General features: G+C 71.7%; 19 protein-coding genes and 1 pseudogene. 12 read left to right on the forward strand and 8 right to left on the reverse strand.

The window, feature by feature from the left end:
- Positions 1-158 precede the first annotated feature (158 nt).
- Positions 159-1,796, forward strand: a complete 1,638-nt coding sequence (locus tag ABT116_RS20005) for a phospho-sugar mutase (protein WP_351635404.1) — start codon at positions 159-161, stop codon at positions 1,794-1,796.
- A 52-nt stretch (positions 1,797-1,848) separates the two neighbouring features.
- Here the strand turns inward: ABT116_RS20005 and ABT116_RS20010 are convergent.
- A pseudogene (locus tag ABT116_RS20010) lies at positions 1,849-2,204 on the reverse strand (DUF6204 family protein).
- Between the two features lie 39 nt (positions 2,205-2,243).
- Positions 2,244-2,948: a PH domain-containing protein gene (locus ABT116_RS20015; RefSeq protein WP_351635407.1), complete on the reverse strand. Its 705-nt coding sequence runs from the start codon at positions 2,946-2,948 to the stop codon at positions 2,244-2,246.
- Positions 2,949-3,072: 124 nt separating this feature from the next.
- On the opposite strand from ABT116_RS20015, the gene deoC reads away from it, so the two are divergent.
- The 4 genes from deoC to ABT116_RS20035 all read left to right on the forward strand — a co-directional run bounded on the left by deoC (position 3,073) and on the right by ABT116_RS20035 (position 6,588).
- Positions 3,073-4,035, forward strand: a complete 963-nt coding sequence (gene deoC, locus ABT116_RS20020) for a deoxyribose-phosphate aldolase (RefSeq protein ID WP_351635469.1) — start codon at positions 3,073-3,075, stop codon at positions 4,033-4,035.
- Positions 4,036-4,056: 21 nt separating this feature from the next.
- The gene (locus tag ABT116_RS20025; RefSeq protein ID WP_351635409.1) at positions 4,057-5,493 is read left to right on the forward strand and encodes an aldehyde dehydrogenase family protein; all 1,437 of its coding nucleotides are present in this window, start codon (positions 4,057-4,059) and stop codon (positions 5,491-5,493) included.
- Positions 5,486-6,373 carry an aldehyde dehydrogenase family protein gene (locus ABT116_RS20030; RefSeq protein ID WP_351635412.1) on the forward strand — a complete coding sequence of 296 codons (888 nt, stop codon included), beginning with the start codon at positions 5,486-5,488 and terminating at the stop codon, positions 6,371-6,373. The genes ABT116_RS20025 and ABT116_RS20030 overlap by 8 nt, the downstream gene beginning before the upstream one ends.
- Before the next feature lie 62 nt (positions 6,374-6,435).
- Positions 6,436-6,588 (forward strand): hypothetical protein, encoded by a 153-nt coding sequence (locus ABT116_RS20035; RefSeq protein WP_351635414.1) that lies wholly within the window; start codon positions 6,436-6,438, stop codon positions 6,586-6,588.
- A gap of 34 nt (positions 6,589-6,622) precedes the next feature.
- On the opposite strand, the gene ABT116_RS20040 is transcribed toward ABT116_RS20035, so the two are convergent.
- The gene (locus ABT116_RS20040; RefSeq protein WP_351635417.1) at positions 6,623-7,024 is read right to left on the reverse strand and encodes a hypothetical protein; all 402 of its coding nucleotides are present in this window, start codon (positions 7,022-7,024) and stop codon (positions 6,623-6,625) included.
- A 56-nt stretch (positions 7,025-7,080) separates the two neighbouring features.
- On the opposite strand from ABT116_RS20040, the gene ABT116_RS20045 reads away from it, so the two are divergent.
- Positions 7,081-7,785 carry a uridine kinase family protein gene (locus tag ABT116_RS20045; protein WP_351635419.1) on the forward strand — a complete coding sequence of 235 codons (705 nt, stop codon included), beginning with the start codon at positions 7,081-7,083 and terminating at the stop codon, positions 7,783-7,785.
- A 191-nt stretch (positions 7,786-7,976) separates the two neighbouring features.
- Here the strand turns inward: ABT116_RS20045 and ABT116_RS20050 are convergent, their stop codons facing one another.
- Positions 7,977-8,732: a SigE family RNA polymerase sigma factor gene (locus ABT116_RS20050; RefSeq protein WP_351635422.1), complete on the reverse strand. Its 756-nt coding sequence runs from the start codon at positions 8,730-8,732 to the stop codon at positions 7,977-7,979.
- Between the two features lie 239 nt (positions 8,733-8,971).
- On the opposite strand from ABT116_RS20050, the gene afsQ1 reads away from it, so the two are divergent.
- The 5 genes from afsQ1 to ABT116_RS20075 all read left to right on the forward strand — a co-directional run bounded on the left by afsQ1 (position 8,972) and on the right by ABT116_RS20075 (position 12,814).
- Entirely contained in the window at positions 8,972-9,649 is a 678-nt protein-coding gene (afsQ1, locus tag ABT116_RS20055; protein WP_097219620.1) for a two-component system response regulator AfsQ1, read from the forward strand.
- Complete coding sequence (locus tag ABT116_RS20060; RefSeq protein ID WP_351635427.1) at positions 9,646-11,250, forward strand: ATP-binding protein; 1,605 nt, start codon at positions 9,646-9,648, stop codon at positions 11,248-11,250. The genes afsQ1 and ABT116_RS20060 overlap by 4 nt, the downstream gene beginning before the upstream one ends.
- Entirely contained in the window at positions 11,247-11,867 is a 621-nt protein-coding gene (locus ABT116_RS20065) for a hypothetical protein (protein ID WP_502983903.1), read from the forward strand. The genes ABT116_RS20060 and ABT116_RS20065 overlap by 4 nt, the downstream gene beginning before the upstream one ends.
- A gap of 86 nt (positions 11,868-11,953) precedes the next feature.
- Complete coding sequence (locus ABT116_RS20070; RefSeq protein WP_351635430.1) at positions 11,954-12,538, forward strand: VanZ family protein; 585 nt, start codon at positions 11,954-11,956, stop codon at positions 12,536-12,538.
- A 63-nt stretch (positions 12,539-12,601) separates the two neighbouring features.
- The gene (locus ABT116_RS20075) at positions 12,602-12,814 is read left to right on the forward strand and encodes a PspC domain-containing protein (protein WP_104777715.1); all 213 of its coding nucleotides are present in this window, start codon (positions 12,602-12,604) and stop codon (positions 12,812-12,814) included.
- A gap of 81 nt (positions 12,815-12,895) precedes the next feature.
- Here the strand turns inward: ABT116_RS20075 and ABT116_RS20080 are convergent, their stop codons facing one another.
- Positions 12,896-13,237 (reverse strand): ATP-binding protein, encoded by a 342-nt coding sequence (locus tag ABT116_RS20080; protein ID WP_351635433.1) that lies wholly within the window; start codon positions 13,235-13,237, stop codon positions 12,896-12,898.
- 145 nt (positions 13,238-13,382) lie between these two features.
- The gene (locus ABT116_RS20085) at positions 13,383-14,534 is read right to left on the reverse strand and encodes an adenosine deaminase (protein ID WP_351635436.1); all 1,152 of its coding nucleotides are present in this window, start codon (positions 14,532-14,534) and stop codon (positions 13,383-13,385) included.
- A 123-nt stretch (positions 14,535-14,657) separates the two neighbouring features.
- Between ABT116_RS20085 and ABT116_RS20090 the strand changes: the two genes are divergently transcribed.
- Entirely contained in the window at positions 14,658-15,419 is a 762-nt protein-coding gene (locus ABT116_RS20090; protein ID WP_351635439.1) for an alpha/beta hydrolase, read from the forward strand.
- Positions 15,420-15,562: 143 nt separating this feature from the next.
- Here ABT116_RS20090 and ABT116_RS20095 read toward each other — a convergent pair whose 3' ends face one another.
- Both ABT116_RS20095 and ABT116_RS20100 read right to left on the reverse strand, forming a co-directional pair.
- Entirely contained in the window at positions 15,563-17,533 is a 1,971-nt protein-coding gene (locus tag ABT116_RS20095; RefSeq protein ID WP_351635442.1) for a metallophosphoesterase, read from the reverse strand.
- Complete coding sequence (locus tag ABT116_RS20100) at positions 17,530-21,765, reverse strand: FtsK/SpoIIIE domain-containing protein (RefSeq protein WP_351635445.1); 4,236 nt, start codon at positions 21,763-21,765, stop codon at positions 17,530-17,532. Before ABT116_RS20100 ends, ABT116_RS20095 begins: the two co-directional genes overlap by 4 nt.
- Positions 21,766-21,782: the final 17 nt, after the last annotated feature.

Raw genomic sequence — 21,782 nt, forward strand, 5'->3', positions numbered from 1 at the left:
CTTGGACCCCCTTGGATTTGCAGTAAGAGGTGAGATCGGGTAGGCCGCCCACAACACCCCCCGGCGCGGCCCCGCCCCCCCCGGCGGCAGGCGAGGACGCGCACCCCCACGCAGGCCGCCGCACACCCACACCACACCGGAGAGGCTGACACCACACCGTGCACGAAGAACTCATCGCACAGGCCCAGGCGTGGCTCACCGAGGACCCCGACCCGGACACCCGCACCGAGCTGGCCCGCCTCATCGACGCCCGGGACCACACCGAACTCGCCGCCCGCTTCAGCGGCACGCTCCAGTTCGGCACCGCCGGCCTCCGCGGCGAACTCGGCGCCGGCCCCATGCGCATGAACCGCTCGGTCGTCATCCGCGCCGCCGCCGGCCTCGCCGCTTACCTCAAGAAGCAAGGCCACGACAACGGCCTCGTCGTCATCGGCTACGACGCCCGCCACAAGTCCCAGGACTTCGCCCAGGACACCGCCGCCGTCATGACCGGCGCGGGCCTGCGCGCGGCCGTCCTCCCCCGCCCCCTCCCGACCCCCGTGCTCGCCTTCGCGATAAGGCACCTCGGCGCGGTCGCGGGCGTGGAGGTCACCGCCAGCCACAACCCGCCCCGCGACAACGGCTACAAGGTCTACCTCGGCGACGGCTCGCAGATCGTCCCCCCGGCGGACATCGACATCGCGGCGGAGATCGCCGCCGTCCCGTCCCTCACCACCGTCCGGCGCCCCACCGAAGGCTGGGACACCCTCGACGACAGCGTCCTGGACGCCTACCTCGCCCGCACGGACGCCGTCCTGTCCGGGGGCTCCCCCCGCACGGCCCGCACGGTGTACACGGCGATGCACGGCGTCGGCAAGGACGTCCTCCTGGCCGCCTTCGCCCGCGCCGGCTTCCCGGAGCCGGTCCTCGTCGCCGAGCAGGCGGAACCCGACCCGGAGTTCCCGACCGTCGCGTTCCCCAACCCGGAGGAACCCGGCGCGATGGACCTGGCCTTCGCGACCGCACGCGCCGGCGAGACCGCCCCGGACCTGATCATCGCCAACGACCCGGACGCGGACCGCTGCGCCGTCGCCGTACAGGACGGCACCGACTGGCGCATGCTGCGCGGCGACGAGGTCGGTGCCCTGCTCGCCGCCCATCTGGTCCGCCGCGGAGCGACCGGCACCTTCGCGGAGTCGATCGTCTCGTCGTCCCTCCTCGGGCGGATCGCCGAGAAGGCGGGCCTCCCCCACGTCGAGACGCTCACCGGCTTCAAGTGGATCGCCCGCGCCGAGGGCCTGCGCTTCGGCTACGAGGAGGCCCTGGGCTACTGCGTGGACCCCGACGGCGTCCGGGACAAGGACGGCATCACCGCCGCGCTGCTGATCACGGAACTGGCGTCCCAGCTCAAGGAGGAGGGCCGCACGCTCCTCGACCTCCTGGACGACCTGGCGGTGGAGCACGGCCTGCACGCGACGGACCAGCTCTCGGTCCGCGTCGAGGACCTCTCCCTCATCGCGGCCGCGATGCGCCGCCTGCGCGAGCAGCCCCCGACGGAGCTGGCCGGTCTGCCGATCACCCGCACGGACGACCTCACCAAGGGCACGGCCGAGCTCCCGCCGACGGACGGTCTGCGCTACACCCTGGACGGCGCCCGGGTGATCGTCCGCCCGAGCGGCACGGAGCCCAAGCTGAAGTGCTACCTGGAGGTCGTGATCCCGGTCGGGTCGCACAAGGACCTCCCGGAAGCCCGCGCGAAGGCGACGGCGCTGCTGGAGTCGATCAAGCACGACCTGTCCACGGCGGCGGGCATCTGAGGCCCGGGGCCTGCATCACCGCGACCCCCGCACCACCGCCCCCGCCGGGGACTCAGGAACTCTTCCAGGCGGCCTCCCGCCGCTGCCGCTTGCCGAGAGGCGCCTGGGAGAGGTCCTCGGCGGTGGACCTGACGTTCTTGCAGCCGTACCCGCGCTGTTCCAGCCACGCGCGCGCCGACGCCTCGGCCCGCTCGATGGCCTCCAGGATGTCCTCCTCGGCCTCCCCGGAGTCCAGGGAGCAGTCGGTGAAGGCACGGCCACGTCGTAGGTGGCTACCCTCGGACGTGAAGGCAGCGCGCAGCACTCCGCGGCCCGCTCGAGCAGCGCGGCCCCCTGCTCGGCGCTCAGCCCGTCGAAGACGCCTCGCACGGTGACACGGAAGGTACGGGGGGCATACCCCGAACCCAGGCACCGGGGCCGCACCGCCTCCGCCGCTTTTCGCGGCGGTCAGCCCATCACCACCAGGATCAACACCAGCACAGCCCCGGCGACCGCCGGCGCCAGCACCTCATAGGCCCACCGCACGGTCACTTCACCCTGCGCCGATGCCGCCTGGTGCCGCGCCTCGCGCAGCCCGCGCAGCTCGTCCATGATCCGGTCGGTCTCGGCCCGTACGGGCCCGTCGGAGACGGAATCCCCGCCCAGGCCGTCGCCCAGGCCCGCCCGCATCCCGAGCGCACTGCCGCGGCCCTCGTCCCGGCCCATCTCCCGGCGCGCCTGTGCCGTCGCCCGCATCTCGCGCCGCGCGGCCTTCTTGCGCGCACGCAGCGAGACGGGCACGGCCCACAGCTGGTACTTCGCACCGGACTCGGTGAGGACCTCGTTCGAGTAGGCGGAGCGCAGCGAGGCGACCTGGCCCCAGGGCACGACGACGAGCCGGAAGGGGTTGCGGATCCGCAGCCGGTCGTCGCCGGCGTACACGGCGGGCCGCAGCGTGAAGGCGACGACCAGCGGCGCGACGAGGAGCAGCACGGCGAGCGCGAGCCACGGCGTGCGCCCCTCCCCGGAGAGCACCGCGTCGATACCGAGCCACCCGGTGATGGCGAGCAGCAGCACGCCACCGGCGATGGCCGGGACCGACCGGTACACCCGGTCCTTGTACTCGGATTCCGAGGGCTGCGGCGCCGGCGGCTGGGGTTCGGGGCTCGTCATGTCTCGATTCTGCCGGACCCTTCCGCGGGTTCCTCATCCGCCCGCGGGCAAGCGTCGGATCCGCCCGGGAGAGAACCGGGGACTGTACAGCCGCTACGCGCGTAGATATGCTCGTCTGGTGACCATGCCCAGTTCTGCACTCACCGCAGCTCACCCCCTCAAGGACGTCGCCGCGTCCGACAGCGCGCTGCGCCGCTTCCTCCACGGGCTCCCCGGCGTCGACGCGGTCGGACTCGAGGGCCGCGCGGCCTCCCTCGGCACCCGTTCGATCAAGACGACCGCGAAGGCGTACGCCATCGACCTCGCCATCTCGATGGTCGACCTGACGACGCTGGAAGGCGCGGACACCCCGGGCAAGGTCCGGGCGCTCGGCGCGAAGGCGGTCAAGCCCGACCCGACGGACCGTACGACGCCCGCCACCGCGGCGGTCTGCGTCTACCCCGACATGGTGGCCGTGGCCAAGGAGGCCGTCGCCGGCTCCGGCGTGAAGGTCGCCTCGGTGGCCACTGCGTTCCCGGCCGGACGCGCCGCGCTCGACGTCAAGCTGGCCGACGTGCGCGACGCGGTCGCCGCCGGTGCCGACGAGATCGACATGGTCATCGACCGCGGGGCGTTCCTCGCGGGTCGATACTTGAAGGTGTACGACGAGATCACCGCCGTGAAGGAGGCCTGCGGGACCTCAGCGCGCCTGAAGGTCATCTTCGAGACCGGCGAGCTCTCGACGTACGACAACATCCGCCGCGCGAGCTGGCTCGGCATGCTGGCGGGCGCGGACTTCATCAAGACCTCCACCGGGAAGGTCGCCGTGAACGCGACCCCGGCGAACACGCTGCTGATGCTGGAGGCGGTGCGGGACTTCCGTGCGCAGACCGGCATCCAGGTCGGTGTGAAGCCGGCCGGCGGCATCCGCACCTCCAAGGACGCCATCAAGTTCCTCGTGCTGGTCAACGAGACCGCGGGCGCGGACTGGCTGGACAACCACTGGTTCCGCTTCGGCGCCTCGTCGCTGCTGAACGACCTGTTGATGCAGCGGCAGAAGCTGGCCACCGGCCGCTACTCCGGTCCCGACTACGTGACGGTGGACTGAGACCCCATGACTATGGAAAACGTGTCTTCGGTATTCGAATACGCCCCGGCTCCCGAGTCGCGCGCGATCGCCGACATCGCTCCCTCGTACGGCCTGTTCATCGACGGCGAGTTCGTCGAGGCGGCGGACGGCAAGGTCTTCAAGACCGTCTCCCCGTCCACCGAGGAGGTGCTCTCCGAGATCGCCCAGGCGGGTTCCGAGGACGTCGACCGCGCGGTGAAGGCCGCGCGCAGGGCCTTCGAGAAGTGGTCGGCGCTGCCGGGCGCGGAGCGCGCCAAGTACCTGTTCCGCATCGCGCGGATCATCCAGGAGCGTTCCCGCGAGCTCGCCGTCCTCGAAACCCTCGACAACGGCAAGCCGATCAAGGAGACGCGCGACGCGGACCTCCCTCTGGTCGCCGCGCACTTCTTCTACTACGCGGGCTGGGCCGACAAGCTCGACCACGCCGGGTTCGGCGCGAACCCCCGGCCGCTGGGTGTCGCCGGCCAGGTCATCCCCTGGAACTTCCCCCTGCTGATGCTGGCGTGGAAGATCGCCCCGGCGCTCGCGACCGGCAACACGGTCGTGCTGAAGCCGGCCGAGACCACCCCCCTCTCGGCGCTGTTCTTCGCGGACATCTGCCGCCAGGCGGGCCTGCCCAAGGGCGTCGTCAACATCCTCCCGGGCTACGGCGACGCGGGCGCGGCGCTGATCGCCCACCCGGACGTGAACAAGGTCGCCTTCACGGGCTCCACGGCCGTCGGCAAGGAGATCGCCCGTACGGTCGCCGGGACCCGCAAGAAGGTCACGCTGGAGCTGGGCGGCAAGGGCGCCAACATCGTCTTCGACGACGCCCCCATCGACCAGGCCGTCGAGGGCATCGTCAACGGCATCTTCTTCAACCAGGGCCAGGTCTGCTGCGCGGGCTCCCGCCTGCTGGTGCAGGAGTCGATCCAGGAGGAGCTCCTGGACTCCCTCAAGCGCCGCCTGTCGACGCTGCGCCTCGGCGATCCGCTGGACAAGAACACGGACATCGGCGCGATCAACTCCGAGGAGCAGCTCACCCGCATCACCTCGCTCGTCGAGCTGGGCGAGGCGGAGGGCGCCGAGCGCTGGTCGCCGGCGTGCGAACTGCCGGAGAGCGGCTACTGGTTCGCTCCGACGCTGTTCACGAACGTCACCCAGGCGCACCGGATCGCCCGCGACGAGATCTTCGGCCCGGTGCTGTCGGTGCTGACGTTCCGCACTCCGGACGAGGCGGTCGCCAAGGCCAACAACACGCCGTACGGCCTGTCCGCCGGCATCTGGACGGAGAAGGGCTCCCGCATCCTGGCGGTCGCGAACAAGCTCCGCGCGGGGGTCGTCTGGTCCAACACGTTCAACAAGTTCGACCCGACGTCGCCGTTCGGCGGTTACAAGGAGTCGGGCTTCGGCCGCGAGGGCGGCCGCCACGGCCTGGAGGCGTACCTCGATGTCTGACACGCGACTCAGTGTCCTCAAGACCTACAAGCTGTACGTGGGCGGCAAGTTCCCGCGTTCCGAGAGCGGCCGGGTGTACGAGGTGAGCGACTCGAAGGGCAAGTGGCTGGCGAACGCGCCCCTGTCCTCCCGCAAGGACGCCCGGGACGCGGTCGTCGCGGCCCGCAAGGCGTTCGGCGGCTGGTCCGGGGCGACGGCGTACAACCGCGGCCAGGTCCTCTACCGCGTGGCCGAGATGCTGGAGGGCCGCCGCGACCAGTTCGTGCGCGAGGTGGCCGAGGCGGAAGGGCTGTCGAAGTCCAAGGCGGCCGCGGTCGTGGACGCGACGATCGACCGCTGGGTCTGGTACGCGGGCTGGACCGACAAGATCGCCCAGGTGGTCGGCGGCGGCAACCCGGTCGCGGGTCCGTTCTTCAACCTGTCCTCGCCCGAACCGACGGGCGTGGTCGCGATCGTGGCCCCCCAGGAGTCGTCCTTCCTGGGCCTGGTGTCGGTACTGGCCCCGGTGATCGCGACGGGCAACACGGCGGTCGTGGTGGCGAGCGAGAAGTCCCCGCTGCCCGCCCTGTCCCTGGCCGAGCTCCTGGCCACCTCGGACGTCCCCGGCGGCGTGGTCAACGTCCTGTCGGGCCGCACGGCCGAGATCGCGACTCCGCTGGCGGCCCACCAGGACGTCAACGCGATCGACCTCGCGGGCGCCGACGAGGTCCTGGCGAAGGAGCTGGAGATCGCGGCGGCCGACAACCTCAAGCGGGTTCTCCGTCCACAGCCTGTGGATTACGCGGAGACGCCCGGCATCGACCGCATGACGGCGTTCCTGGAGACCAAAACGGTCTGGCACCCCACGGGGTCACTGGGCGCGTCAGGCTCCTCCTACTAGGACCGCCCCCTCGATACGGAAGCCCCGGCCCTCCTCCGTCCAGGAGGCCCGGGGCTTCTTCCGTGTGCGGGTCGGATACCGAGCCGCTGCCCGGCGTGCTGCGGGACCTGCCGGAACCGGTCCAGGACGCGTTCCGGACCGGCGTGGTGGACGGCCTGCACGGTGTCGCGATCGGCACGGCCGCGCTGTGCGCCGTGGCCTTCGCGGTGGCGTAGCTGGTCCGGGAGGTCCCGCTGCGAGGGCGATGGGTTACCGCGAGAGCGGCTCGTTCAGGCGCTCCACCACCGGCATGCCCCCGATCGACGGCGCCTGAGCCACCGGCCCCGTCACCTCACGGGACGTCATCGGCTTGAAGTCGGCGACCTCGGTGCCGACGCTGTTGTCGAGCGGGTCGACTCCCGTACCGGCCAAGGGGTTGGGCTTGAGGCCCGTGACCGCGCCGGTGGTGTGGGAGAGGGTGTCGCTCGCCGCCTGGAGGCCGGCTTGAGGGTCGGTCTTCCCCACAGAGGTGTGGACCACATCCAGGAGCGAGCCGGTGCCCGCGGCGGCCGCCGCCGCACCCGCACCCACTCCCAGCGCCATGCCGGCGGTCGCGAGGACGGCCAGGGCACGCTGGGCGGTCGGCTTCATGGGTGAGTCGTGTCGGGCCATCGCTGCCACCTTCTGACGCTATGCGTAATCGGAACGATACGAAGGGTAGTTGAGATGTGACGCGCGCATCAAAGCCGACCCGCGGGGTCGTCCGGCCCCCGGTGGATGCCTCACACTGGTGTCCCGTGAGTTCTCCTCTGCCCATACCGACGCGAGTCGTGCTGCTCTGCGGCCCTTCCGGCTCCGGCAAGTCCCTCCTCGCGGCCCGCTCCGGCCTCCCGGTGCTGCGGCTCGACGACTTCTACAAGGAGGGCGACGACCCGACACTGCCCCTGGTGGCGGGGAGCTCCGACATCGACTGGGACCACCCGGACTCCTGGGACGCGGACACGGCCGTCGCCGCGATCACCGACCTGTGCCGCACGGGCCGTACGGAGGTTCCCGTCTACGACCTCTCGCTCAGCGCCCGTACGGGCGACGAGACGGTCGACATCGGACGGACCCCGCTGTTCATCGCGGAGGGCGTCTTCGCCGCGGAGATCGTCACGCGCTGCCGTGAACTCGGCGTCCTCGCCGACGCGCTGTGCCTGAGCCGGGGCCCGGTGAAGACGTTCCGCCGCCGCTTCCTGCGGGACCTGAGGGAGGGCCGCAAGTCGGTGCCGTTCCTGCTGCGCCGCGGCTGGCGGCTGATGCGGCAGGAGCGCACGATCGTCTCCCGCCAGACCGCGCTGGGCGCCTACGCCTGCGACCGCGACGAGGCGATGGGCCGGCTGGCGGCAGCGGCGGCGGGCCGGTGCGAGAGCCTCCGTACGGCGGCCTAGGCGGCAGTCGACCGGGGCAACCCGGGGGCCGGAGCACAAAGAAAGCGGGACTGGACGGACCCCCCGGCCCTCCAGTCCCGCTTCCGTACTCCCCCGTTGTCCTCCCCCGAGTCCCCACTCTCCTGCGAAGACGCCCCCCAGCGTCCCCGCAGTCCCCCGTGGGCCCCCTTGTGGTGCTCCCCCCCGTACCTTCAGGCGACGAGCTCGCCGAAGGCGTCCTCCTCGTCACGGCCGAAGCTGAGGACCTCGTCCTCGCGCAGCCGGCGGAGCGACCGCCAGATGCTGGACTTCACCGTGCCGACACTGATGTCGAGGATCTCCGCGATCTCCGGGTCCGTGCGGCCCTCGTAGTAGCGCAGGACCAGCATGGTGCGCTGGAGTTCGGGCAGCCGGGCCAGCGCCTGCCACAGGACCGCGCGCAGCTCGGTGCCGCGCATCGCGTCCGTGTCGCCGGGCGTCTCCGGCAGTTCCTCGGTCGGGTACTCGTTGAGCTTGCGGCGCCGCCAGGCGCTGATGTGCAGGTTGGTCATGGTACGGCGGAGGTATCCGCCGACCGCCGCCTTGTCACTGATCCGGTCCCACGCCCGGTAGGTCGAGAACAGCGCGCTCTGCAGCAGGTCCTCGGCCTCGAAGCGGTCGCCGGTCAGGTGGTAGGCGGTTGCGTACAGAGAGGCGCGGCGCTCCTGGACGTAGGCGGTGAACTCCGCCTCCGCCATGGAGCGGCGCTCCCCCGAGCCCTCCCCGTACGCGGCTCCCCCGTGAGCCGCCCCCGTCCCCTTGCTCTCCCCCGTGGGTGCGTCAACCACCGTCATGAACCCGGTGTGCTGACGCCCGGCGCCGCGAGCGCACCCCCGCCCGCTCACGACGCCGGACTTCTCGGAACCCCTGTGCACGTCGTGCAGACGCGTGACAACTGCGCTGGTGCTGATGCCGTGCAGCGTGTTCATCTCGCGCCCCCCGTCGTGGACTTCCGATGTGCGGCCCGCCTGTTCGGGCGGGCTTCCTTGCCTGTGCCGAAAAGCTTGCCGCGGCACTTTCATGGCCGTGTCCGCCGACTGTCACAGACCTGTCACAGGGGTCGGCCACAGGCCGGTCACAGGCCGTGCACACGCGTCGGCGGTACCGGCCCGCACCGACTGGGCCCCAGCGGTCGAACCCCGACCCCTCCATGGGCCAGAATGAGCGCGTGCCTTCCCTGTTGCTGATCGAGGACGACGACGCCATCCGGACGGCCCTGGAGCTCTCACTGACGCGCCAGGGCCATCGCGTGGCGACCGCTGCCAGCGGTGAGGACGGTCTGAAGCTGCTCCGTGAGCAGCGGCCGGATCTGATCGTGCTGGACGTGATGCTGCCCGGCATCGACGGGTTCGAGGTGTGCCGGCGCATCCGGCGCACGGACCAGTTGCCGATCATCCTGCTGACCGCGCGCAACGACGACATCGACGTGGTGGTCGGGCTGGAGTCCGGCGCCGACGACTATGTCGTCAAACCGGTGCAGGGGCGGGTGCTCGACGCCCGGATCCGGGCCGTGCTGCGGCGCGGCGAGCGGGAGTCGAACGACGCGGCGAGCTTCGGCAGCCTCGTCATCGACCGCTCGGCGATGACCGTGACGAAGAACGGCGAGGACCTCCAGCTCACGCCGACCGAGCTGCGGTTGCTGCTGGAGCTGAGCCGGCGGCCGGGCCAGGCGCTGTCCCGGCAGCAACTGCTGCGGCTGGTGTGGGAGCACGACTACCTGGGCGACTCGCGGCTCGTGGACGCCTGTGTCCAGCGGCTGCGTGCCAAGGTCGAGGACGTGCCGTCGTCCCCGACGCTGATCCGTACCGTGCGGGGTGTCGGCTACCGGCTGGACGCGCCTCAGTGACACAGGCGCACCAAGGGGGGGCCCGCGGCTGGACCGGGGCGCGCAAGGGAGTTCTGTCGCGGCTGCGCTTCACCAGCCTGCGGCTGCGGCTGGTCGTCGTCTTCGGACTGGTGGCCCTGACGGCCGCCGTGTCCGCGTCCGCCATCGCGTACTGGCTCAACCGCGAGGCGGTGCTCACCCGCACCCAGGACGCCGTGCTGCGCGATTTCGAGCAGGAGATGCAGAACCGGGCGGGCGCGCTGCCCGAGCGTCCCACGCAGGACGAGCTGCAGCACACCGCGGGCCAGATGGCGGGCAGCGACCAGCGCTTCAGCGTGCTGCTGGTCGGCCACGACACCGAGGGCAGGACCGTCTACGGCAGCTCCGGCGGGCTGAACGGCTTCTCGCTGCAGGACGTGCCGAAGTCGCTGCGCACGGCGGTGAACAAGAAGCAGAAGGTCGACGGAAGCAACAAGCAGCCCTACCACCTGTACTGGCAGCGGATAGTCGACCACGACACCCCGTACCTGGTGGCCGGTACGCGCGTGATCGGCGGCGGTCCGACCGGTTACATGCTCAAGTCGCTGGAGCCGGAGGCCAAGGACCTCAACTCGCTGGCCTGGTCGCTGGGCATCGCCACGGGGCTCGCGCTGATCGGCTCGGCGCTGCTGGCGCAGGCCGCGGCGACGACCGTGCTGAAGCCGGTGCAGCGGCTCGGGACGGCCGCGCGGCGGCTCGGCGAGGGCAAGCTGGACACCCGGCTGCGGGTGTCCGGGACCGATGAACTCGCCGATCTGTCGCGGACGTTCAACAACGCGGCCGAGGCGCTGGAGAAGCGGGTGGCCGACATGGCCGCGCGCGACGAGGCGTCCCGGCGGTTCGTGGCGGACATGAGCCATGAGCTGCGGACGCCGCTCACCGCGATCACCGCCGTGACGGAGGTGCTCGAGGAGGAGCTGGAGGCGGAGACCGGCAGCATGGACCCGATGATCGAGCCGGCCGTCCGGCTGGTGGTCAGCGAGACGCGGCGGCTGAACGACCTGGTCGAGAACCTGATGGAGGTCACCCGCTTCGACGCGGGCACCGCGCGGCTCGTCCTGGACGACGTCGACCTCGCCGACCAGATCACCGCCTGCATCGACGCCAGGGCCTGGCTCGACGCGGTCGAGCTGGACGCCGAGCGCGGCCTGCACGCCCGGCTGGACCCGCGCCGCCTGGACGTCATCCTGGCCAACCTCATCGGCAACGCGCTCAAGCACGGCGGCTCCCCGGTGCGGGTGTCCGTGCGGGAGGCGGACGATTCGATCGTCATCGAGGTCCAGGACCACGGGCCCGGCATTCCGGAGGACGTCCTGCCGCACGTCTTCGACCGCTTCTACAAGGCCAGCGCCTCCCGGCCGCGCTCCGAGGGCAGTGGCCTCGGGCTGTCCATCGCGCTGGAGAACGCCCACATCCACGGCGGTGAGATCACCGCGGCCAACTCGCCCGACTCGGGCGCGGTGTTCACCCTGCGGCTGCCGCGCGGCACGTCCCCCGCGGAGGAGCAGCCCGCCGAGGACGAGCTGAGGCAGGAGAGCGGCACCGACCGGCCGCAGGGCGAGGACTCGAAGGGGGACGCATGATGTCCGCGCGTCTGGCGGCCGTGTCCCGGCTGCTCACCGTTCCGGCGCTCGCCGTGCTGCTGGCCGGCTGCGGGATCCGGGCCACGGAGGTGCCGACGAACTTCGGGCCCGCCCCCTCGCGGGTGCAGTGCTCCCTCTCCGAGTCGGACGTCTCCACCCAGGCCGCCCGGGGGCTGCCGGTGCAGGTGTTCCTGCTGTGCGGGTCCTCGCTGGTGACCGTCGACCGGACCGTGCGGGTTCCGGACGGCGCGGCCGACTCCGAGCGGCGCATGCTCGTCGCGCAGGGTCTGCTGGACCAGCTCGCCACACCGCCGTCGACCGCCGAGAAGGAAGCCGGCTACAGCACGGACGTCCGCGGCGGCATCACGGTCGGCCGGCCGCGCCCCGGCGACCCGGAGGACACGCTGCGGCTGAGCACGGCACCGGCCGGCCTCACCTCCTACGCCCTCGCGCAGATCGTCTGCACCTTCTCCGACTCGGCCGCGGCCGAGGGCGACGGCTCGGTGGTCCTGGGCGGCCCCGGCGCCGAGAGCCCGCGCCGCTACGAGTGCACCGACGAGGTGCGGGCCCGGCCGGGCAGCACGGAACCGCCGTCGAAGGACGCGGCCGGGGAGTGATCCGCCCGGGGCTGTGGCGTATGCCTCACAGGGCCGGCGGGGCCCATCCCGGAACCGAAGGCGCCGGAGGCCGCGTCTAGGGGGTCGTGCAGCGTCAAGGCTCCATCGGCGGCAGCGCCGCGTTCCGCATCCGTGTGACAGGAGGTGTCCTCCTCGTCGCACACCTGGCGTTCGTCGCCTGGTTCACGCTGCGGCCGCTGGACGTGCCCTGGGTGATGCCCGCCAATCTCCGGCCGTTCGCCGGTATCCGGGCCGATCTCGCCCTGGGCTGGCCCGAGGCGGCCCGCCGGATCGGGGAGGGGCTGGCCCTGCTCGCCCCGCTGGGTGTCCTGCTGCCGCTGGCGGGCGGCAGGCTGGTCGTCTCGCCGCTGGCGTCCCTGTTGCGCACCGTCGCGGCCGGGGCGCTGCTCTCCTGGGGCATCGAACTGCTGCAGACCGGCGTGCCCGGTCAGGTCGTCGACGTCGACTCGCTGTTCCTGAACACCGTGGGCGTGGCCCTCGCGCATCTCGCGCTGGTCCCGGCGGGCCGCTCCTGGCTCCGCCGCCGCGCCACCGCCCGGCTGCTGCGCACGCCCCTCCCCCAGGAGGAGCCGGCTCAGGGTCGGACCCCGACGATTCCCAGGGTCGGGATCGCCCCGTGGAGCGACGCTTTGCCCCCTTCGTCTCCGTAACGTGGAGTGCAGATGGGGTACTCGGACGAGTGTCCTCACGCACCGACGCTGAAGGAGTCGCACATGTCCCGCCTCGCCCGCCCCACCCACGGCCGCATGATCGGCGGAGTGTGCGCCGCACTGGCCCGGCGCTTCGGCACCTCCGCGACGACGATGCGGGTGATCTTCCTGATCTCGTGTCTGCTGCCCGGCCCGCAGTTCCTGCTGTACATCGCGCTGTGGATCCTGCTGCCCGCGGAGGACAAGACGCACGGCAAGGCCCGGACGGCCTGGTAACGCCCGTACGTGAGAACGCCGATGGGGCGCACCCCGTGCGGGTGCGCCCCATCGGCGTGTGTGTCCGCCCCGACGGGAGGGTCAGACGGCCGGCACGCCGTTCACCGGGAGCCCCTGCGTCGGGAGCCCGCCGAGCAGCTTGGCGGCCGGGCCGGTCGGGCCCTGGGCGAGCAGCTGCCCGGCGACCGGCTGGGCGGCGGCGAGACCGGTGCCGGCCAGGGTCTGCCCCTGGCCCAGCGCCTCACCCGCGCCCGCCGGCAGCGTCTGGGAGAGCTGCTCCGCCGGGGCCACCGCGGTGACGGTCTCCAGCGTCTGGGCGGGGTCCGGGAGGGCCGGGGCGGCGTTGGCGGCGCCCGCACCGGCGGCGGCGAAGGCGGCACCGAGAGCGGCGACACCGAGGGTCTTGGCAGCAGACTGCTTCATGAAAATGCGTCCTCGTAACGGGATGACGGGTATGAGCGGTCCAGTGACCGTAATGACGCGGCCCCGTCCGCCGCAAACATCGGAATGCGGACGGATGGTGAACACCGCCCGCATTCGCTGTGCGCCGAATACCCCTGAATCAGCCTTACGAGGCGCCAGAACCGCTGGTGGAAGCGGTCTGACGGAACAGCCATTCGGATTTCAGCTCGGCGTACCCGGGCTTGATCACGTCATTGATCATGGCCAGCCGTTCATCGAAAGGAATGAAAGATGATTTCATCGCATTGACGGAGAACCATTGCATGTCGTCGAGCGTGTAACCGAACGCCTCGACAAGGTGCTCGAATTCCCGGCTCATGCTGGTGTGGGACATCAGGCGGTTGTCCGTGTTGACCGTGGCCCGGAAGTGCAGCCGGCGCAGCAGACCGATGGGGTGCTCGGCGTATGAGGACGCGGCGCCGGTCTGGAGATTGGAGCTCGGGCACAGCTCCAGCGGGATGCGCTTGTCCCGGACGTACGAGGCGAGCCGCCCGAGTTCGACCCGGCCGTCCTCGTGGACCTGGATGTCGTCGATGATCCGCACGCCGTGGCCGAGCCGGTCGGCGCCGCACCACTGGAGGGCCTGCCAGATGGAGGGCAGGCCGAAGGCCTCGCCGGCGTGGATGGTGAAGTGGTTGTTCTCGCGCTTGAGGTACTCGAAGGCGTCGAGGTGCCGGGTGGGCGGGTAGCCGGCCTCGGCACCGGCGATGTCGAAGCCGACGACTCCCAGATCGCGGTGACGGTTGGCGAGTTCGGCGATCTCCAGGGCACGGGCCGCGTGCCGCATGGCGGTGAGCAGCGCGCCCACCCGGATGCGCAGACCGTTCTCCCGGGCGCGCCGCTCCCCTTCCCGGAAGCCCTCGTTGACGGCCTCGACGACCTCCTCGAGGCTGAGGCCGCCCTCCAGGTGCTGCTCGGGGGCGTAGCGCACCTCGGCGTAGACGACGCCGTCCGCGGCCAGGTCCTCGGCGCACTCGGCGGCGACCCGGACCAGGGCGTCACGGGTCTGCATGACGCCGACGGTGTGCGAGAACGTCTCCAAGTACCGTTCCAGGGAACCGGAGTCGGCGGCCTCGCGGAACCAGACGCCGAGTTTCTCGGGGTCGGTGTCGGGGAGCTGTTTGTAACCGCAGGAGCGGGCGAGTTCGACGATCGTGCCGGGGCGCAGACCGCCGTCAAGGTGGTCGTGCAGCAAAACCTTGGGTGCCCGGCGGATCTGGTCCGGTGTCGGGGTGTTCGCAATGGTCTGGCTCGTCATTTCCGCACTGTAGCGCCTACGCGCGTAGACGGCGCGTTACCGGACGCTTGACGTTTTCGTCGATACGTAACGGTGACCCCGAGGACGGGTCGCGTACACCCGCGCTTCTGACACTGTTTTGTCATGGCACACCAAGCAACGCCGGTTCGCAGGGCCCGGCTGGGCAGGGCACTCGGTCCGGAACCGACGGCGGTGAGCGGCGTGGTGCTGCTGCTCCCCGGTGGCGACGAGGTCTCCGGCCGCAGACCGTCGCCCCTGCTGGCGGCCGCTTCCGTGCGTGCCGTCGGGCGCCGTCTGGCCCGCGCGGGCCGGGACGAGAGTCTCGCCGTGCACGTCGTGCACTATCACTGCCGCGGCTGGAACGGCGGCGAGGCCAATCTCGCGCAGGACGCGACCTGGGCGGCCGACGAGGTCGTCCGGCGGTACGGGGACGTCCCGGTCTGCCTCGTCGGTCTCGGGATGGGCGGACGGGCCGGGCTGCGGGCGGGGGGACACGAGGCCGTCAACTCCGTGCTGGCACTCGCCCCTTGGCTGCCGGAGGAAGACGCCGCGGCGCCACCCGAACCGGTGAAGCAGCTGGTCGGGCGCCAGGTGCTGATCGTGCACGGCACGAACGACGGGCGGACCGATCCCGAGCTGTCGTTCCGGCTGGCGGCACGGGCGAAGAAGGCGAACCGGGACGTGTGCCGGTTCGAAGTGCACGCGGACGGGCACGGGTTGCATCAGTACCGGGACGAAGTGCTGGCGCTGGCCGAGGACTTCGTGATGGGGGCGTTGTTCGGGCGGGCGGTGTCGCGGCCCGTGCGGGATGCGTTTGCCGCGCCGCCGCCGTTGGGGTTGCGGATGCCGTTGGCTGCGGGGTTCGGCAAGTCGCTGCGGAGGTAGCGGTTCAGACATCCTTGCACTATGGCGCCCGATGAGGTCGCGAGGTCTGGTGCCGTGCATCGCAACGCGCCGGCTTTTCGGTGACGCGGCGAGGTGCCAGCCCAGAGCCCCCGCGCTCCGGGCTGGCACAGTGCAAGGACCTCTTAGGACCGGTCGTCTGTCAGGCGCTCCAGGGGGAGTTCGTCCGGGGCTCCCGGGTGGAAGGCGGCAGGTGACTGCGGGAGCCACTGGCCACCCGTGAAGCGGACTGTGCGCAGGACGATCGTATGGCCGTTGCCTTCGCGGGCCAGGAGAAGCTCGTTGTAGCCGTTCTGCTCGTCGGTGTGCAGGCTGCCGAGTGCCGGGGCGCCCGCGATCCGGGTGGTCCAGCCCCGTCCACCATTGAGGAACCGTTCGGCGGCCAGGAAGGCGAGGTGAGTGTGTCCGTGCAGGACGAGTGAGGTCTCCGCGGCGGCCAGAGCCCACTTGACCTGCCCCGCGTTGACCACTCCGGAGTACGGGGAGACTTCGACCGACGGGACCGGGGACAGCGGATGGTGCAGGGCGGCGAACGTGGTGTACCCGGCCTCGGCGGTCAGCCGGTCGAGCACGCCGCGAGCGACGACACCTGGGTCGACCCGCTCGAAGTCCTGGATGAGCGAGCAGATCTCGTCTTCGTCCTCGTCCTCGTCGACGGCGTGGGCGAACTCCTCCCGGATCTCGTGCAGGAGCCTGCGGTCCTGGTCGCGGGCAGGCTCACCGCCGGACTCGGCGCTGCCCAGCAGGGCGACCCTGAGCCCAGCCTCGGGATACGCAACGTACAGCCTGCGATCCTTGTCGGGACGATCGAGGTCGGGGTGCGGGTACTCCCGGAAGACCCGAGCGAACCACTCGTGCCGGGCGGCGGGGTCCGGGTCGAGGCACCGCTCCCAGGAGACGTCGTGGTTGCCGCCGACCAGCAGCACGCGGGGGTCGTCCGCACGCAGGTCGGGGTGGTCCGCCAGGCAGGTGCCGAGTTCCCGCAGCCAGTCCAGGGCCTGCCGGCCGAAGGCGTCCGTGGGCCGGTTCACGAGGTCCCCCGTGGCGATCACGAGGTGCGGGGCGCGCGCACCCAGACCCCGTACGTGGTCGAGGTAGCTGGCCAGTGGCGAACCGGCGCCGGCGAGTTCGGCGAGCCGTCGGCCGGCCTCGGTGGTGTCCTTGGCGTCGACGTTGGCGCGCAGGTCGCCGCCGTGGTGCAGGTCCGACACATGGTGGACGCGCAGCACCTCGGGAAGGTGCCGGACAAGGACGGGGTCGGCCCGGAGCCGGTCCACGTCCGCGCCCCCACCTGCGCGCTGCGGCAGTCCGGCCTCACGCCAGCGCTGCTCACGCAGTGCTGCCCGGTGCCGCGTGGCGAGTCCGTTGTGGAACCACTGGTCGATGTACGCGTGACGGGTGATGGCCTCCTCGTAGGCGGCCCGTGTCAGGGTGGCCGGATCGGCGCGCAGAGCCGGGTCGCTCTCACACATCTGCAGAGTGAGTTCGAGGAGGAAGGGCGTCTGCAGCCAAGCGGGGTCGGCGGCCTGGAGCCGTGCCACGACCTGCGGTGCCCAGTCGGGGGCACGGGCCGCCATCCGGGCGCACTCGGCTTCGTCGAGCAGGGGCGGCCGCAGTACGTCCTTGGGGAAGTCCACACCCAGCAGGGGGCCGAGCAGGGCGTGTTCGGCGGGGGTCGCGAGCACCACCGGAACGGCTTCGGCCTCGCGGAGCCGGGCCAGCCCATCGACGAGCACCCGCGCGGCCTCCTGCCCCTGGCCGCCCTGGGCCAGGGCCGGTTCGTCGACGAGGACGACGGTGCTGGGGTGGACACGTGGTGCTCCGCGCGTCCCGATCAGACAGCCCAGGCCGAGTCTGCGCACGGTCGCCGCGTGGGCCCGCAGGTCGACCCGCAGGGTGGGGTCCCCCGCCCGGGCGTGCTCCACGGCCTGGGCCAACCAGGTCTTGCCTGCCCGGCGAGGCAGCACCACGAACCAGGCCAGGCTGTTCGGCGCCCGCCCCTCCACCAGAGGGCGGGCCCACCCCGGTACTTCCCCTCCGGTGAACCTGACGTCGAGTTCGGCGCTGTAGGCCTGGCTGGGCCGGAAGTGGTTCATCGATGCGGCTCCCCATCCCGCAGTGGGCTTGCGTTGCGTGCGATCCAGTCGAAGAACGGCCGGTCCGAGAGCCATTCGTCGGCGTGCCGGAGCAGCCCGACCTCGCGCAGGTCCTGACGCTGGGCACGGGCCGCGTCAGCCGGGACGCAGCCCGGCTCCGCCAGCAACGCTGCCCGGCCGGCCTCGCCGATCTCGGCCCAGCGGGCCAGGAAGTGGTGGTTCCAGTCGCCGATGAGACGCTCGTCCACCAGTTCCTTCAGCGCCTGAGTGTCCGTGAGCGGTCGCAGCGAGTTCGCCTGGACGGCCCGGACCACCGCGTCGCCCGCCACCTGGAGATAGAACGGCCAGGTGCCCACGAGACCGACAACGGCGGTGCCCGTGCGTTCCGGGGCGAGGTCTACGCCGAGGTTGGCGGCGGTGCCGGTGAGGAAGGTCAGGGCGTCGCGCCGGCCCAGCGGGCCGAGCACTCGGGCGTTGACGTCGTTGCCGAAGCTGGAGCCCGGTGCGGTGAGGGCCCAGCGAACCACCTGGTTCCAGTCCTTTTCGGTGCCAGTGTAAACAAGCCAAGCGCCGGCCTGTCCCAGATCCCGCAGCCAGGACACGACGACGGGGTCGTAGGCCACCAGACGCCCGATCTCGTCGAGCAGAAACGCGGGGCGGTCGCGCCCCGACCTGTCTCCCACCCGGTCGATCAGCCGCCGTGCCGCACCTGCACCGCCCCGCACACCGTCGTCCAGCAGCTCGGCCAGGGCGTCGGGGCTGTCGACACCGCCGCCGGGCGGCAGCACGATGCGCCGCACGGCCCTGGCGCCGTCGTCGTCCCTCAGCCGGCGGGAGAGTTCCTCCAGAACCCAGGACTTGCCGGCCCGCCGTTGGCCGAGCAACGCCACCGACGTGCCGGCGGCGAACCGGTCCCGGAGCCAGGTGAGCTCCTCCTCGCGGCCGATCGGCCGGCCGCGCGCATCGCCGACGTGGAACTGGTCCGCGACCAGGGGGAAGTCCTCGACGCGGAACGGGCGGCGGCTGGGCGGCACGTGCGCACCGCGGGCCTCGGCGCCCGCTGCCCAGGCGGCCAGGCCGTCGGTCTGGCCCTTGCGGGTGAGCGGCCCCGGCAGTACAGCGATCTGCACGAACCGCCCGGTGCTGGTGTCCAGGGCGCGTCCGGGGACCTGGTCGATCGGGCCGTACCGCTCGATGCCCAGGTATTCGTAGTCCTCTCGGTTCCTCAGGGGCAGCACGAGCACGCGCTCGGCGTATGAGCCCAGCTTCCGGTGTCCGAGGGGCCGTGGGGCTCCGGCCAGAACGGTGCAGACCCCGGCGCGTGGCCCGTCGCGCAGCAGGGCCTGCATGTCGTCGACCGCCTGGGTCTGCTCGGTTGCCTCCATGCAGGAGACGAACGCCTCCCAGCTGTCGACCAGCACCAGCAGGTACGGCATCCTGCGCTGCGAGGCGACGGCCTGCCGCTGTGCCGCGACGTCTTCGAAGCCGCCCTGGTGCAGCAGCTCGTGACGTCTGCGCACGGTGGCGGTGAGCCGGCCGAGAAGCCTCATCACCAGGTCGGGACGTCCAGCGGTCACCACGGCACCGCAGTGTGGCAGTTCCGTGAGTGCCTGCAGGGCTCCGTCGCCGCAGTCGATGCCGTACACGTGCACGTCGGCGGCACTGTGCTGGCGGGCCACCGCCGCCGCGAGGGTGCGCAGGACCTGCGATCGGCCGCTGCCCGGCTTGCCCACGATCCGCAGGTTCCGGTCGCCCGCCAGGTCCAGCAGCGCGGGGAGGTGGGCCTGCTCCTCGGGCACGTCCGCCAGTGCGAAGGCAAGCGGCGGCAGGTCTCGGCCGACGGTCTGCGGCTCGATGTCGGTCAGGCGTACGACATCGCTCAGCGGAGGCGGCAGAGGTGAGACCGGAGCGGGCACCTGCAGAGCTTCCGCGGCGTCCCGCAGGGCCCTCGCGAGCAGATCCACGTCCGTGGCCTGGCCGGCGTCGTCGTGCGGGGCCACGGTTCCGCGCCGGGCCCTGACCGGCCCGAACGCGTCCCGGACCCGTACGTCCGGGCCGCTCCCCCGGCCTCGGATCCCATGCGCCACAAGGGCGGTCTGCATCGCGAACAGCGGCCTGGCACCGAGGCGGACGTACGCCCGCCCGGGGGACGAGCCGGAGATGAACGCAGCGTCGGGTACACCGATGGCGGCGATGCTGTCAGCGGCGCTGAACGTACGCAGGGCGATGTGAATGTTGGTCAGGGACCGGACTGCGGTGGCGAACTGTCCGCCGACGCTCTGGGTGGTCAGGATCAGGTGGACGCCGAGCGAGCGGGACCGGCGGGCCGTGTCGATGAGGCCCTGGAGGACTTCCGGCAGTTCGTGCGCCAGCGGGGAGAACTCCTCCACGACGACGACCAGCCGCGGCATCGGAGCCATCCCCGGCGAACGGTCGCGCAGTTCGGCGTACTCCTGGAAGTCCCGCGCGTGCGCCTCGCCCAGTTGCTTCATCCTGCGACGCAGTTCGGCCCCCAGCGCGGCGAGCACACGCCGTCCGAACGCGCCGTCCAGGTCGGAGGTGAGGGCGACGGTGTGCGGCAGTTGGCCCAGGTCACCGAGACCCAGCGTCCCCTTGTAGTCGATGAGGAGGAAGTTCATCTCATCGGGTCGGTTGACGGCGGCCAAGGAGGCGAGCCAAGTACGCAGCAGTTCGGTCTTGCCCGAGCCCGTCGCGCCCGTGATGAGCGCATGCGGGCCGTGGGCGCGCAGGTCCAGTGCCTCCGGGCCGTCGGTCCCGGCGCCCACCACGGCCCGGGTGCTGCGCGGGAATGCACGCCAGTGCGCCACCGTCCTCCGGCTGTCGGGGCCGTCCTGACCCAGGAGATCGAACAGACGGTGGTATCGCAGGTTCTCTTGCCCCTGGGCGGCCGCGTCACGCAGCGGGGCGAGGCCACGGGCGGTTTCCTCCAGCCACTCCCGCGTGACCCGGTCGGGGACCCACGACTTCGCAGACTCGGGACGGGCGCCTCTGGCGGATGCCGAGCCACCGGGTGAGGCCTGTGACGCCTCACCCGGCGGTGCGTCAGAGGCAGGCGGTCGATAGCGGACGTGCGACGGCTCCGCCTCGATCACCGCCCGGCACTCTGACGGCAGGTAGCGTGCTTCCGACTCCAGGCAGATCGTGTAGACCCCTGCGCCGGGGCCCTCGTCCAGGATCTGCGGAACACCGCGCAGGGACCGGAGCCGACGCGCTCCGTCCAGGATGAGAACGGTGACGGGACGGCCGGCCCCCAGGAGCACCTCCCGACGGCTCTGCCGCTGCCAGATCGTGTCCAGTACCTCCCTGATCTGCCGCTCGACTCCCTCCACCGTCGCGTCGACGCGCGGCCGGGGATCCGCGGAGCCGTACGCTCGCGCGGCCGGCAGCCAGCGCATGAAAGCCCAGGCGTCCTCGCCCGCCGGGTCCGTCAGTACGCGAAAGCCGACATCGGCGGGACCGTGCAGCAGGGCGGCCTGGGCGACGAGCCATGCGGCGGTCTCCCGGGGCAGGCTCCCCGGCCCGGCGATCCCGAGCACGGGGGCTTCTCCGGGCAGGGACACCATCAGCGGCCTGCCGTTCGGCTGCGGGGCGGCGGCTGCGCGCAGCCGGAGGAAGTTCTCGGCGTCCTGGTGTCGCCTCCACAGCTGAGCCGAGCCCAGCATGGGGTGCGTCCCGTACGCGACCTGCCGCACCACGTCGGGACCGGGGCACTCGATAAGTCCGTACGCCAGCATCAGCTCGGCCAGGGCTTTTCTGCTGCCCCACATCCGGGCGAGCAGCCTGAGCAGTGCCCACCGCCGCTTTCCCCCTTCGAAGACCCAGGCGACGGTCTCCTGCTCGTGGTGCAGCGAGTTCACGTCTTCCGGCGACATCGAAGACTTTTGGCGGGAGGGACGCGCGTACAGCAGCGTGCCGCCCGGCCCCTCCGTCACGAGGTTCTCGGGCAGGCGGGAGTAGTGCCGTTCGCGTGCTTCCTCCCCCGGCGGCGCGTGGTCCAGCCACAGCGACTCGCCGTCGTACAGCGGCGCCTCCGCCAGCCGCAGGCCATACGGCAGTCTGCCACCGCGACCGAAGAGCTGTGGTGTGTGCGGCAGACCACAGTAGGCGGCGATCTCGTCGGCTGCGTGCCCCAGGTGTGCCAGCTCGTGGGCTTCCAGGACGACGTCGCGTTCCGCGCCGTCCGGCGTCACCAAGGTGAAGATCCACTCCATGTCCCCCCCGATGTCCC

This window comes from Streptomyces sp. NPDC002130, from assembly GCF_040296465.1.
In the GTDB taxonomy this organism is placed as follows: domain Bacteria; phylum Actinomycetota; class Actinomycetes; order Streptomycetales; family Streptomycetaceae; genus Streptomyces.